Source organism: Curtobacterium sp. Leaf154 (assembly GCF_001424595.1).
In the GTDB taxonomy this organism is placed as follows: Bacteria; Actinomycetota; Actinomycetes; order Actinomycetales; family Microbacteriaceae; genus Curtobacterium; species Curtobacterium poinsettiae.
In genome coordinates, this window is sequence record NZ_LMOS01000008.1 from 122,264 (window position 1) to 134,228 (window position 11,965).

Here is an 11,965-nt window from a genome sequence, read left to right on the forward strand (position 1 = left end):
GACGATCGATCGTAGCGAGCGGCTCAGTCCTCGTCGCCGGCGCCGACGAGCTCCGGCGCCGTGAGCAGCCGAGGCTCGTCCTCGATCGGGGACGGGTCGGCGATGACCTTCGACTCGTCGAGCAACGACAGCCGACGAGCGCTCGGCAGCACCTGGCGCTCGAGGGACCCGACGAACCGGTTGTAGTCGACGACGGAGCCCCGGATCGAGCGGCCGAGCTTGTCGACGTGCCCGGCCATCGTGGACAGCCGGCCGTAGAGCTCGCGAGAGACCTTGAAGAGCTCGTGCGCCTCTTGCGAGACGACGTCCTGCTGCCACGAGAACGCCACGGTCTTGAGCACGGACCACAGGGTCACGGGTGAAGCGAGGGCGATGCGCTTGCGGAAGGCGTGGTCGAGCAGGCCGGGGTCGGCGGCGAGGGCGCTCGAGATGAGCGACTCGGACGGGATGAAGGCGACGGTGAGCTCGGGGGAGGCGTCGTAGCCGGTCCAGTACTCCCGTGCGGCAAGGGCGTCGACGTGCGCTCGGAGCGCCTTGACGTGCTGGGCGATGAGCTGGTCGCGTCGGGCTGCCTCGGCACCGGTGGCGGTCGCCGGGATCTCGGCGGCCTGCAGGTATGCGCTGAACGGCACCTTGGCGTCGACGGCGATGGTCTTGCCGCCGGGCAGGTGCACGACCATGTCCGGGCGGGCGGAGCCGACGGCGGTGGTGACGGAGGACTGCACGTCGAAGTCGACGCGTTCGAGCAGCCCGGCGGCCTCGACCACGTTGCGCAGCTGCGTCTCGCCCCAGACGCCGCGCGTGCTGTTCGACGACAGGGCGCTGGCCAGGGTGTCGGCGGTGGCGCGCAGGCGCTCTTCCGACTCGGCGGCCGACCGGAGCTGCGCCGACAGCGCGCCGTACTGCTCGCTCCGCGACTGCTCGAGCTCGGCGATCTTCGTGCGCATCACGTCGAGCGTCTGCGCCACGGGGCTGAGCGCGGAGAGCACCTTGGACTCGTTCTGGTTGCGCGCCGCGTCGACGCCGTGCATGCGCTGCACCAGGTGCTCGAGTTCGGCGGAGCGCCGTTCGAGCGAGTCGACCTGGCGGCGGTACTGCGTGTCCTGGGCATCGAGGCGTTCCTCGGCGTCGCGTCGGGCCGCCTCGAGCTGGCCGCGGAGCGCCTCGGCCGTCGCGCGGGCCGACGCGGCGTCGATGCCCGCGCGCGAGCGGGCGAGCGACCAGGCGACGACCGTACCGACGGCGATGCCGATCACGAGACCGATGACCAGGGCGAGGATCTGCATGTCGCGACCCTGGCAGAACCCACCGACACCGCGCCTCCCGGCACACCGACGCGCCTCGCAGACCCGGCCTGACTGCCGCCACGGGACCAGCGTGGCGGACAGTGGAATCCATGTCATGACATTAGGGCAAACAAGGTGTACAGTCGTGATCGTCCGCCGATGAAGCCGCACGGAAGGTCCACCGCGTCGCATGACGAACCAAGCTCCCCACGCCTACGACGTGATCACGATGGGACGCGTCAGCGTCGACATCTACCCGCAGCAGACCGGCCCGCTCGAGGACGTCTCGACCTTCTCGAAGTCCGTCGGCGGCAGCGCCACGAACGTCGCCATCGCCGCTGCTCGCCACGGCGCGGACGCCGCGGTCATCACCCGGACGGGCAACGACCCCTTCGGCCGGTACATCGCCCGCACGTTGCCCGAGTTCGGCGTCGCGAACGCCTTCGTCGAGACGGTGGAGGGGCTGAACACCCCCGTCGCCTTCTGCGAGATCTTCCCGCCCGACGACTTCCCGCTCTACTTCTACCGGGCCCCGAAGGCGCCGGACCTGATGATCACGGCGAAGTCCCTGCCGCTGCACGAGATCGAGCGCGCGAAGATCTTCTGGACCACGGTGACCGGCCTCAGCGAGGAGCCGAGCCGACAGGCGCACCACGTGGCGTACGAAGCCCGGTCCGCCGCGCAGAACAGCACGAAGACCCACACCGTCTTGGACCTGGACTACCGGTCGATGTTCTGGTCGAGCCCCGAGGCCGCGACGCGCGAGGTCGCGATCGCCCTCGAGCACGCCACCGTCGCCGTCGGCAACCGCGAGGAGTGCGAGGTCGCGGTCGGCGAGACCGACCCGGTCCGTGCCGCCGACGCCCTGCTCGACCGCGGTGTCGAGATCGCGATCGTCAAGCAGGGACCGAAGGGCGTGCTCGCGAAGACCCGCGACGAGTTCGTCGAGTTCCGTCCGCACCACATCGACGTCGTGAACGGGCTCGGCTCGGGCGACGGTTTCGGCGGCGCGCTGACCCACGGCCTGCTGCAGGGCTGGAGCCTCGAACGGATCCTGGCGTTCTGCAACGCAGCCGGCGCGATCGTCGCGACGCGGTTCGAGTGCTCGACGGCGATGCCGACGAGCGACGAGATCGAGCAGTTCCTGACCGACAACCCGGCCGAGGGCACGAACCACACGGGTGAGACGCACACCGAGGAGAAGACCCATGCCTGAGCTCAGCCCCGCTGACTTCCAGCGCCTCCGCGACATCCGTGCCGGGCAGCCGGACCTGGTGCGTGCCACGCTCGATGCCCGCCGCAAGCGCTCCCTGCTCGCCGACGACGGCAAGCTCTTCATCGTCGCCGCCGACCACCCCGCCCGCGGTGCGCTGGCGGTGCGCGACGACGAGTCCGCGATGGCGGACCGCTACGACCTGCTCGAGCGGCTCGTCACGGCCCTCGGTCGTCCTGGGGTCGACGGCGTGCTCGGCACCCCCGACATCCTCGAGGACCTCGCACTGCTCGGCGCCCTCGACGGCAAGGTCGTCGTCGGGTCGATGAACCGCGGCGGACTCCGCGGCGCCACGTTCGAGATGGACGACCGGTACACCGCGTACTCGGCGCAGGCCATCAAGGACTCCGGGCTCGACTTCGCCAAGCTCCTGGTGCGCATCGCGCTGGAGGACTCGGGCACCGCGCCGACGCTCGAGGCCACGGCCCGCGCCGTCAGCGAGGCCGCGGCACTCCAGCTGCCGATCATGCTCGAGCCGTTCATGTCCGAGTGGCGGGACGGCCGGGTCGTCAACGACCTGTCGGCCGATGCCGTGATCACCTCGATGGCGATCGCTGCCGGCCTCGGCGAGTCCAGCGCCTACAGCTGGCTCAAGATCCCCGTCGTCGACGACATGGAGCGCGTGATGGCCGCGACGACGCTGCCGACGCTGCTGCTCGGCGGCGACCCGGCTTCGCGCCCGCTGGAGACGTACGCCAAGTGGGCTGACGCCCTGGCCCTGCCCGGCGTCCGCGGCCTGGTCGTCGGACGCACCCTGCTCTACCCCTCGGACGGCGACGTCGCCGCCGCCGTGGACGTCGCCGCCGGTCTCGTCCACAGCCAGGAGGCCCGGGCCGGGTTCTCCACAGATGCCCACGACCCAGCCGCTCGGCTCGCGGGCGCCACCACCATGGACTCGTCCATCTCGGAAGGAACCAACGCATGACGCTCACCGACACGACCACCACCACCGTCGGGCACTGGATCGACGGGGCTCGCGTCCCGTCCTCGTCGGGGCGGACGGCACCGGTGTACGACCCGGCGCTGGGCGTCGCGACCAAGCAGGTCGCGCTGGCCGACGAGTCCGAGATCCAGGCGGCCATCGGCAGCGCCAAGGCGGCGTTCCCCGGCTGGAGCAACCTGTCGCTGGCCAAGCGCCAGGCGATCCTGTTCTCGTTCCGCGAGATCCTGAACCGCGACAAGGCCGAGCTGGCCGAGATCATCACGAGCGAGCACGGCAAGGTCATCGACGACGCCATGGGGGAGATCGCCCGTGGGCAAGAGGTCGTGGAGCTCGCCACCAACATCCCGAGCCTGATGAAGGGCGAGTTCTCCGACCAGGTCTCGACCGGCATCGACGTCTACTCGATCCGCCAGCCGCTCGGCGTCGTGGGCATCATCAGCCCCTTCAACTTCCCCGCGATGGTGCCGCTCTGGTTCCTGCCGATCGCGATCGCCGCTGGCAACACCGTCGTGCTGAAGCCGAGCGAGAAGGACCCGTCGGCCGCCATCTGGCTCGCCGAGAAGTTCAAGGAGGCCGGGCTGCCCGACGGCGTCTTCAACGTGCTCAACGGCGACAAGCTGTCCGTCGACGGTCTGCTCACCAGCGACGACGTCGAGTCGATCTCGTTCGTCGGCTCCACGCCCATCGCGCAGTACGTCTACGAGACCGGCACGAAGCACGGCAAGCGCGTGCAGGCCCTCGGCGGCGCGAAGAACCACATGCTCGTCCTGCCCGACGCCGACCTCGACCTGGTCGCCGACAACGCGATCAACGCGGGCTTCGGTTCGGCCGGTGAACGCTGCATGGCGATCTCGGTCGTCGTCGCCGTCGAGCCGGTGGCCGACGAGCTCATCCAGAAGATCAAGGACCGCGCGGCCACCCTGCGCATCGGCGACGGTCGTCGCGGGTGCGACATGGGGCCGCTCGTCACGAAGCAGCACCGTGACAAGGTCGCCTCGTACATCGAGGTCGCAGAGCAGGACGGTGCGGTGGTTGTGGTGGACGGCCGCACCGTCCGACCCGACGGCGACGAGAACGGCTTCTGGCTGGGCCCGACGCTGATCGACCAGGTGCCCACCACCAGCCGCGTCTACACCGAGGAGATCTTCGGGCCGGTGCTGAGCGTCGTGCGCGTCGCCACCTACGAAGAGGGCCTCGAGCTCATCAACTCCGGCGCGTACGGGAACGGCACCGCCATCTTCACGAACGACGGCGGCGCGGCCCGACGGTTCCAGCGCGACGTGCAGGTCGGCATGATCGGCATCAACGTCCCGATCCCGGTGCCCGTCGCCTACTACTCGTTCGGTGGCTGGAAGAACTCGCTGTTCGGTGACCACAAGGCGTACGGGGCCGACGGCGTGAGCTTCTTCACCCGCCAGAAGGCGATCACGAGCCGGTGGCTCGACCCGTCGCACGGCGGCATCAACCTCGGCTTCCCGTCGAACGACTGAGCCGCAGCATGGCGAACGAACAGCACCAGCACGACCAGTGGTTCATCCCGGCGGGCTCCCGGCCCGAAGCGGGCTGGACCGACGTCGTCGACGGACGCATCGAGGGGTGGGCGCACACCGGGCTCCGGACCGGCGCGGTGGCCGACGGGGGCGAGCTGCGCCTCCCGGCCGACGCCGTGGAGCGCATCATCGTGCCGCTCGCCGGGTCGTTCCACGTGACCCACTCGGGCGCCGCCGGTGACGGCGAGCAGGACCTGCAGGGGCGGGGGAGCGTCTTCGACGGTCCCACCGACGTCCTGTACCTGGGCTCCGGTTCCGCGGCCACCATCACCGGCGACGGTCGGTTCGCCGTCGCGGAAGCCGCCACCGACATCGTCAAGCCGACCACGTACGTGGCCCGGCCGGACGTGCCGGTGGAGCTCCGCGGCGCCGGGCAGTCGAGCCGCCAGGTGCACAACTTCGGCACCCCGGCCGCGCTCGACGCCGTCAAGTTCATCGTCTGTGAAGTGATCACGCCGGCCGGCAACTGGTCGTCGTACCCGCCGCACAAGCACGACACGAACGTGCCCGGGTCGGAGTCCAACCTGGAAGAGATCTACTACTACGAGGCAGCGGTGTCCCGTGGGCTCGAGTCGATCGCGCCCGAGGCCGCCGACCCGTTCGCCCTGCACCGCACCTACGCCTCGGACGACCGCGCCATCGACGAGTTCCGGCAGGTCCGCACCGGTGACGTCGCCCTGGTGCCGTACGGCTGGCACGGTCCCGCTGTCGCCGCTCCCGGCTACGACATGTACTACCTGAACGTGATGGCCGGGCCCGACCCGGAGCGCGTCTGGAACATCACCGACGACCCGGCCCACGGCTGGGTCCGCCGGGCGTGGGCATCGGAATCGATCGACCCACGACTGCCCTACGAAAGGAAGCAGGCGTGACCACCACCACGCGGAAGATGACGGTCGGCCAGGCACTCGTCGAGTTCCTGGCCAACCAGTGGACCGTCGACGGCGACGTCCGCGAACGCACCATCCCGGGGATCTTCGGCATCTTCGGGCACGGCAACGTCGCCGGGGTCGGTCAGGCCATCAAGCAGCTCCACGTCGAGCAGCCCGGCCTGCTGCCCTACCACCAGGCCCGCAACGAGCAGGCCATGGTGCACGAGGCCGTCGGCTTCGCCCGCATGCACCGCCGCCGTGCGACGTTCGCGTCGACCGCGTCGGTCGGTCCGGGTGCCGCCAACATGCTGACCGCCGCAGCACTCGCCACGACGAACCGGTTGCCGGCACTGCTCCTGCCGTCGGACACCTTCGCCACGCGCACCACCGACCCGGTGCTCCAGCAGATCGAGCTGCCTCACGACACGTCGTTGCAGGTCACCGACGCCTTCCGTCCGCTGTCGCGCTACTTCGACCGCGTGGAGCGTCCGGAGCAGCTGTTCTCGATCGCCCTCGCCGCGATGCGGGTCCTGACCGACCCGGCCGAGACCGGTGCGGTGACGATCGCCCTGCCCGAGGACGTCCAGGCCGAGGAGTTCGACGTGCCCGTCGCGTTCCTGCAGCCGCGCGAGTGGCACATCCGCCGTCCGCTGCCCGAGCGTGGCCCACTCGAGCGTGCTGTGGCCGCGATCCGTGCCGGCCGGCGTCCGGTCATCGTGGCCGGCGGCGGGGTCCTGTACTCCGACGCCGCCGACGAGCTCCGTGCCTTCGTCGAGGCCACGGGGATCCCGGTCGGCACGTCGCAGGCCGGCGGCGGATCCCTGGTCTGGGACCACCCGCAGTACCTCGGCGGGATCGGCGCGACCGGCACCGCCGCCGCCAACGCGATCGCCGCCCAGGCCGACGTCGTCATCGGGATCGGCACCCGCTACAGCGACTTCACCACGGCGTCGCGCACGGCGTTCCAGAACCCCGACGTCACGTTCGTCAACGTCAACGTGGCCGCGTTCGACGCCTACAAGCACGGATCGCAGCTGCCGCTGATCGCGGACGCCCGGGAGGCCCTGGTCGCCCTGACCGAGTCGCTCACCTCGGACACGGCGTACGTCGTCGAGCCCGGCTACGCGTCCGAGATCGCCTCGCTGAAGGCGGCGTGGGACGCCGCCGTCGACGTCGCGTTCGCGCCGTCCGGCGCGGACCTGCCCGGCCAGCCGGAGATCATCGGAGCCGTGCAGTCGGTCTCCGACCCGCGCGACGTCGTGATCCAGGCCGCGGGCTCGCTGCCCGGCGACCTGCACAAGCTTTGGCGGGTGCGCGACGAACTCGGGTACCACGTCGAGTACGCGTTCTCGTGCATGGGCTACGAGATCGCCGGCGGCATCGGGGTCCGGCGCGGGGCGCCGGACCGCGATGCGATCGTGATGGTCGGCGACGGCAGCTACCTCATGCTGCACACCGAGCTCGTCACCGCCGTGGCCGAGGGCATCAAGATCATCGTCGTGCTCATCCAGAACCACGGGTACGCGTCGATCGGGCACCTGTCCGAGACCGTCGGCTCCGAGCGCTTCGGCACGAAGTACCGCTACCTCGACGAGACCGAGTCGTTCGAGAACGGCGAGCCCCTGCCCGTCGACCTCGCCGCCAACGCCCGCTCGTACGGCGTCGACGTCATCGAGGTGCAGCCCGGTCCGGACAGCATCGAGGACCTGAAGGCCGCGCTGCGTCAGGCGAAGGCGAACGACCACACCACCCTGGTGCACATCAACTCCGACCCGCTGGTCTACGCCCCCGAGGGCGACGGCTGGTGGGACGTGCCGGTCGCGCAGACCTCCACCCTCCCCAGCACCCAGGCCGCCCGCGCCGAGTACGAGCAGCAGGTCGCCACGCAGCGTCCGCTGCTCGGCTGAACCGTTCACGAGACAGAAAGCGACAGCGACGTCATGACCGACACCGCCACCCCCATCGGCAGCCCCGCCACCGACGCGGCGCCCGCCTCGATCCGCATCGGCACCGCACCTGACTCGTGGGGCGTCTGGTTCCCGGACGACCCGAAGCAGGTGCCGTGGCAGCGCTTCCTCGACGAGGCCTCTGCTGCCGGGTACGAGTGGATCGAGCTCGGTCCGTACGGGTACCTGCCGACCGACCCGTCCCAGCTGTCCGACGAGCTCGAGTCCCGCGGGCTCAAGCTGTCGGCAGGCACGGTCTTCACCGGGTTCCACAAGGGCGAGGACCAGTTCCAGCGGGCGTGGGACCAGGCCGTCGCCGTCGCCGGCCTGGCCGCGAAGCTCGGTGCCGAGCACCTGGTGACGATCCCCGACCTGTGGCGCTCGGACGCCACCGAAGAGGTGCTCGAGGCGCGCACGCTCACCGACGAGCAGTGGGAACGACTCGGCAAGGGACACGACCAGCTCGGCAAGGCGCTGCTCGAGGAGTACGGCGTCCACCAGCAGTTCCACACCCACGCGGACAGCCACGTCGGCACCTACAAGGAGACCGTCCGGTTCCTCGAGGTCACGAACCCCGAGTACACGAACCTCTGCCTCGACACCGGCCACTTCGCCTACTACGGCGGCGACAACCTCAAGCTCATCGCCGCCCACCCGGAGCGCATCGGCTACCTGCACCTCAAGCAGGTCGACACCGACCTGCTGTTCGACGTGCTCAAGAACGACGTGCCGTTCGCGACCGCGGTGTCGCAGGGCATCATGACCGAGCCGCCGCACGGCACCCCCGAGCTCGCCCCGATCATCGAGGCCGTCGCCGCGATCAACCCGGACGTCTTCGGCATCGTCGAGCAGGACATGTACGGCTGCTCCGTCGACGCCCCCGGCCCGATCGCCGAACGCACCTTCCAGCACATCTTCGGCTCGACCTCGGCCGCCCGCGCCTCCTGACGCGCCGTCCACGCAGCGTCAACAACCACCAGGAGAACACCACCATGACCACCACGCAGAACCTCCGCGTCGCCGTCGTCGGCGCCGGCATGATGGGCGCCGACCACGTCCGCCGCATCACCGCCAAGATCTCGAACGCCGACGTCGTCGCCGTCGTCGAGCCCGACCAGGCCCGTGCCGCTGCGGCAGCCGCCCTGGCGCCCGGTGCGATCACCGCCGCGTCCTTCGACGAGGCGCTCGAGCAGACCGAGATCGACGCCGTCATCATCGCGACGCCGGGTTTCCTGCACGAGCCGATCCTGGTGACCGCGCTCGAGCGCGGCCTCAACGTCCTGTGCGAGAAGCCGCTGACGACCAGCGCCGAGGACTCGCTGCGCATCGTCGAGCTCGAGCAGCAGCACGCCGCCCGGCCCGTCATCCAGGTCGGCTTCATGCGCCGGTTCGACGCCGGGTACCAGGAGCTCAAGGCCCTGCGCGAGTCGGGGGCGAACGGTGCCCTGCTCGCCCTGCACCACGCGCACCGCAACCCGACGACGCCGCCGAACTTCAGCGAGTCGATGCTCATCCACGACTCGGTGATCCACGAGATCGACATCATCCCGTTCCTGACCGGCGAAGCCATCACGAGCGTCGAGGTGAAGAAGCCGCGCAAGAACTCCCTCGCGCCGGCCGACCTGCCCGAGCCGCAGTTCGTCCTGTTCACCACCGAGTCCGGCACGATGGCGATCGTCGAGATCAACGTCAACGCCCAGTTCGGCTACCAGGTCACCACCGACGCCGTGTTCGAGTCCGGTGTCGCGTACATCGGCCGCGACACGTCGCTCTCGCTCGTCGCAGCCGGAGCGACCTCGCAGGGCGTCACGCCGTCCTTCAAGGAGCGCTTCGGTGCCGCCTACGACGAAGAGGTCCAGCGCTGGGTCGACGCGGCCCGGACCGGCGGCATCGACGGGCCGAGCGCCTGGGACGGCTACACCGCCTCCGTCGTCGCCGAGGTCGCGGTCCGGGCCCAGCAGTCCGGCGCGCACGAAGTGGTGGAGTACGCGGTCACGAAGCCGGCGTTCTACGACGAGACCAGCGACGCGACGAGCGACACCGCCGCGCTCGCCGGGGCCTGATCGATGCCGAAGATCGCGCTCGACCCCACCCCGTTCCACCACGACCTGTCGCTGCTCGAGTTCCCGCGCAAGGTCGCGGAGCTCGGGTACGAGTACCTGCAGCTCACCCCGCACAAGGACTTCATCCCCTTCTACCGGCACCCCAAGGCCGACGACGACCTGGTCGACGCGTTCGCCTCGGCCTGCCGCGACGCCGGGGTCCAGGTGGCGAGCGTGCTGCCGGTGCTGCGCTGGTCGGGTCCGGACGAGGACGCCCGACAGGCTGCGGTGCGGAAGTGGAAGCGGGTCATCGAGATCACGAAGCGCCTCGGCGTGGACACCATCAACACGGAGTTCTCCGGCCGCCCCGAGCGCGCCGAGGAGTCCGAGGACCAGTTCTACCGGTCGATGGAGGAACTGCTGCCGATCATCGAGGACGCCGGCATCCGGGTGCTCATCGACCCGCACCCCGACGACTTCGTCGAGGACGGGCTCGAGGCGCTCCGGGTGATCCGCGGCCTGAACTCGAAGCACGTCGGCTTCGTGTACGTCGCCTGCCACACGTTCCACTACGGCGGCAACATGGACGAGATCATCGACGCCGCCGGTGACTCGCTGCAGCTGGTCCACGTCGCCGACGCGTACGACCACCGTCGCTCGCACGGCCTGCGCTACATCACGAACCCGCCCGGCAACCCGGTCCGCGTGCACCAGCACCTGCCGGTCGGCCAGGCGGACGTCGACTTCGACGCTTTCTGGGCGGCACTCGACCGGGTCGGTTTCTCGGCGCGCGCGGACACCGTCGCGGTCTCGAGCGTCTTCGCCGAGGACGAGAACGCCGACGCGGTGTCGCGGTTCCAGCTCGACACGATCACGAAGGGACTCCACCGATGACCACCACCCTCGAGACGCAGGCGTCCACCGACGCCGACTCCCGTCCCGTCACCCTGCAGGCCGCGGAACAGACCCCGACCGCCCTGTGGAACGACTCCGCCGACCCGCGGGAGCTGTCGACCGCCATCCGCGAGTACGGTGCCGTCGGGGCGACCTGCAACCCGGTGATCGCGTACACCTGCATCCAGCAGGACCCGGAGACCTGGGTCCCCCGCATCCGTGCGATCGCTGCCGAGCACCCGACGGCGGGGGAGTCCTGGATCGGCTGGAAGGCTGTCGAGGAGCTCTCCATCGCCGCCGCGGCGCAGCTGCTGCCCGCGTTCGAGGCGTCCGGCGGCCGCAACGGTCGACTGTCGATGCAGACCGATCCCCGGTTCCACCGCGACCAGGACGCGCTCGTCGAGCAGGCCGTGCGGTTCTCGCAGCTCGCGCCGAACATCATCGTGAAGATCCCCGCCACGAAGGTCGGCATCGCCGCGATCGAGGAAGCCGCCTACCGCGGGGTCTCGATCAACGCCACGGTGTCCTTCACCGTGCCGCAGGTCGTCGCCGTGGGCGAAGCCATCGAGCGTGCCCTCGACCGTCGTGCTGCCGAGGGCAAGCTGGAGCAGGAGTTCGGCCACGTCGTCACCCTGATGGCCGGCCGCTTCGACGACTGGCTGAAGACCGTCGTCAAGCGTGACCACGTGATGGTGGACCCGGGCATCCTCGAGTGGGCCGGTGTCGCGGCGGTGAAGAACGCCTACCGCGTCTTCCAGGAGCGGGGGTTCCGCTCGCGCGTGCTGGTCGCCGCGTTCCGCAACGCACTGCAGTGGTCCGAGTTCCAGGGCGGTGACCTCGTCGTCTCGCCGCCGTTCCAGTGGACGAAGGACATCAACGACAACGCGTTCCCGTTCCGCCCGCACGCCATCGACGACGAGGTCCCCGTGCACGTCATCGAGGCGCTCCGGGCCGCGACGCCGGAGTTCGCCCGCGGCTACGACGTGGACGGCATGGCCATCGACGAGTTCGACCGCTTCGGTGCGACCGTGACGACGCTCCGGCAGTTCCTGGACGCCGATGCGAAGCTCGATGCCCTGGTCCGCGACATCATCGTCCCCACGAACTGAGACGTGACCAGCTGCGCAGCGCGATCCCCGGTCGGAACCGCGGGGTCGCG

Annotated in this window: 10 protein-coding genes; 9 read left to right on the plus strand and 1 reads right to left on the minus strand. The window is 70.1% G+C overall.

Annotated elements, in window-relative coordinates; genetic code table 11:
- Nucleotides 1-23: 23 nt before the first annotated feature.
- Nucleotides 24-1,286: a DNA recombination protein RmuC gene (locus ASF75_RS15665; RefSeq protein ID WP_056072877.1), complete on the minus strand. Its 1,263-nt coding sequence runs from the start codon at nucleotides 1,284-1,286 to the stop codon at nucleotides 24-26.
- A gap of 190 nt (nucleotides 1,287-1,476) precedes the next feature.
- Here ASF75_RS15665 and iolC point away from each other — a divergent pair, with 190 nt between their 5' ends.
- From iolC to ASF75_RS15710, 9 genes are read left to right on the plus strand one after another with little or no spacing between them, the layout of a single operon-like run.
- Complete coding sequence (gene iolC, locus ASF75_RS15670; RefSeq protein ID WP_017887108.1) at nucleotides 1,477-2,502, plus strand: 5-dehydro-2-deoxygluconokinase; 1,026 nt, start codon at nucleotides 1,477-1,479, stop codon at nucleotides 2,500-2,502.
- On the plus strand, nucleotides 2,495-3,484 hold the full coding sequence (locus tag ASF75_RS15675; RefSeq protein ID WP_017887107.1) for a class I fructose-bisphosphate aldolase: 990 nt from the start codon (nucleotides 2,495-2,497) through the stop codon (nucleotides 3,482-3,484). The genes iolC and ASF75_RS15675 overlap by 8 nt, the downstream gene beginning before the upstream one ends.
- Nucleotides 3,481-4,992, plus strand: coding sequence for a CoA-acylating methylmalonate-semialdehyde dehydrogenase (locus ASF75_RS15680; RefSeq protein ID WP_017887106.1), 1,512 nt, complete (start codon nucleotides 3,481-3,483; stop codon nucleotides 4,990-4,992). The genes ASF75_RS15675 and ASF75_RS15680 overlap by 4 nt, the downstream gene beginning before the upstream one ends.
- Nucleotides 4,993-5,000: 8 nt before the next feature.
- Complete coding sequence (gene iolB, locus ASF75_RS15685) at nucleotides 5,001-5,924, plus strand: 5-deoxy-glucuronate isomerase (protein ID WP_056072880.1); 924 nt, start codon at nucleotides 5,001-5,003, stop codon at nucleotides 5,922-5,924.
- A gap of 17 nt (nucleotides 5,925-5,941) precedes the next feature.
- Nucleotides 5,942-7,831 (plus strand): 3D-(3,5/4)-trihydroxycyclohexane-1,2-dione acylhydrolase (decyclizing), encoded by a 1,890-nt coding sequence (gene iolD / locus ASF75_RS15690; protein WP_042539436.1) that lies wholly within the window; start codon nucleotides 5,942-5,944, stop codon nucleotides 7,829-7,831.
- 33 nt (nucleotides 7,832-7,864) lie between these two features.
- Nucleotides 7,865-8,818: a sugar phosphate isomerase/epimerase family protein gene (locus ASF75_RS15695; RefSeq protein WP_017887103.1), complete on the plus strand. Its 954-nt coding sequence runs from the start codon at nucleotides 7,865-7,867 to the stop codon at nucleotides 8,816-8,818.
- A gap of 44 nt (nucleotides 8,819-8,862) precedes the next feature.
- Entirely contained in the window at nucleotides 8,863-9,933 is a 1,071-nt protein-coding gene (locus ASF75_RS15700; protein WP_056072883.1) for a Gfo/Idh/MocA family protein, read from the plus strand.
- 3 nt (nucleotides 9,934-9,936) lie between these two features.
- On the plus strand, nucleotides 9,937-10,806 hold the full coding sequence (locus tag ASF75_RS15705; RefSeq protein WP_056072885.1) for a sugar phosphate isomerase/epimerase family protein: 870 nt from the start codon (nucleotides 9,937-9,939) through the stop codon (nucleotides 10,804-10,806).
- On the plus strand, nucleotides 10,803-11,915 hold the full coding sequence (locus ASF75_RS15710; RefSeq protein WP_056072889.1) for a transaldolase family protein: 1,113 nt from the start codon (nucleotides 10,803-10,805) through the stop codon (nucleotides 11,913-11,915). Before ASF75_RS15705 ends, ASF75_RS15710 begins: the two co-directional genes overlap by 4 nt.
- The last annotated feature ends 50 nt before the right edge of the window (nucleotides 11,916-11,965 follow it).

Excerpts from the sequence above, each read along its gene's own strand:
- ASF75_RS15665 (WP_056072877.1), bottom strand. The coding sequence starts at position 1,286 with ATGCAGATCCTCGCCCTGGTCATCGGTCTCGTGATCGGCATCGCCGTC.
- iolD (WP_042539436.1), top strand. The coding sequence starts at position 5,942 with ATGACGGTCGGCCAGGCACTCGTCGAGTTCCTGGCCAACCAGTGGACC.
- ASF75_RS15700 (WP_056072883.1), top strand. The coding sequence starts at position 8,863 with ATGACCACCACGCAGAACCTCCGCGTCGCCGTCGTCGGCGCCGGCATG.
- ASF75_RS15675 (WP_017887107.1), top strand. The coding sequence starts at position 2,495 with ATGCCTGAGCTCAGCCCCGCTGACTTCCAGCGCCTCCGCGACATCCGT.
- iolC (WP_017887108.1), top strand. The coding sequence starts at position 1,477 with ATGACGAACCAAGCTCCCCACGCCTACGACGTGATCACGATGGGACGC.
- ASF75_RS15680 (WP_017887106.1), top strand. The coding sequence starts at position 3,481 with ATGACGCTCACCGACACGACCACCACCACCGTCGGGCACTGGATCGAC.
- ASF75_RS15710 (WP_056072889.1), top strand. The coding sequence starts at position 10,803 with ATGACCACCACCCTCGAGACGCAGGCGTCCACCGACGCCGACTCCCGT.
- ASF75_RS15695 (WP_017887103.1), top strand. The coding sequence starts at position 7,865 with ATGACCGACACCGCCACCCCCATCGGCAGCCCCGCCACCGACGCGGCG.
- ASF75_RS15705 (WP_056072885.1), top strand. The coding sequence starts at position 9,937 with ATGCCGAAGATCGCGCTCGACCCCACCCCGTTCCACCACGACCTGTCG.
- iolB (WP_056072880.1), top strand. The coding sequence starts at position 5,001 with ATGGCGAACGAACAGCACCAGCACGACCAGTGGTTCATCCCGGCGGGC.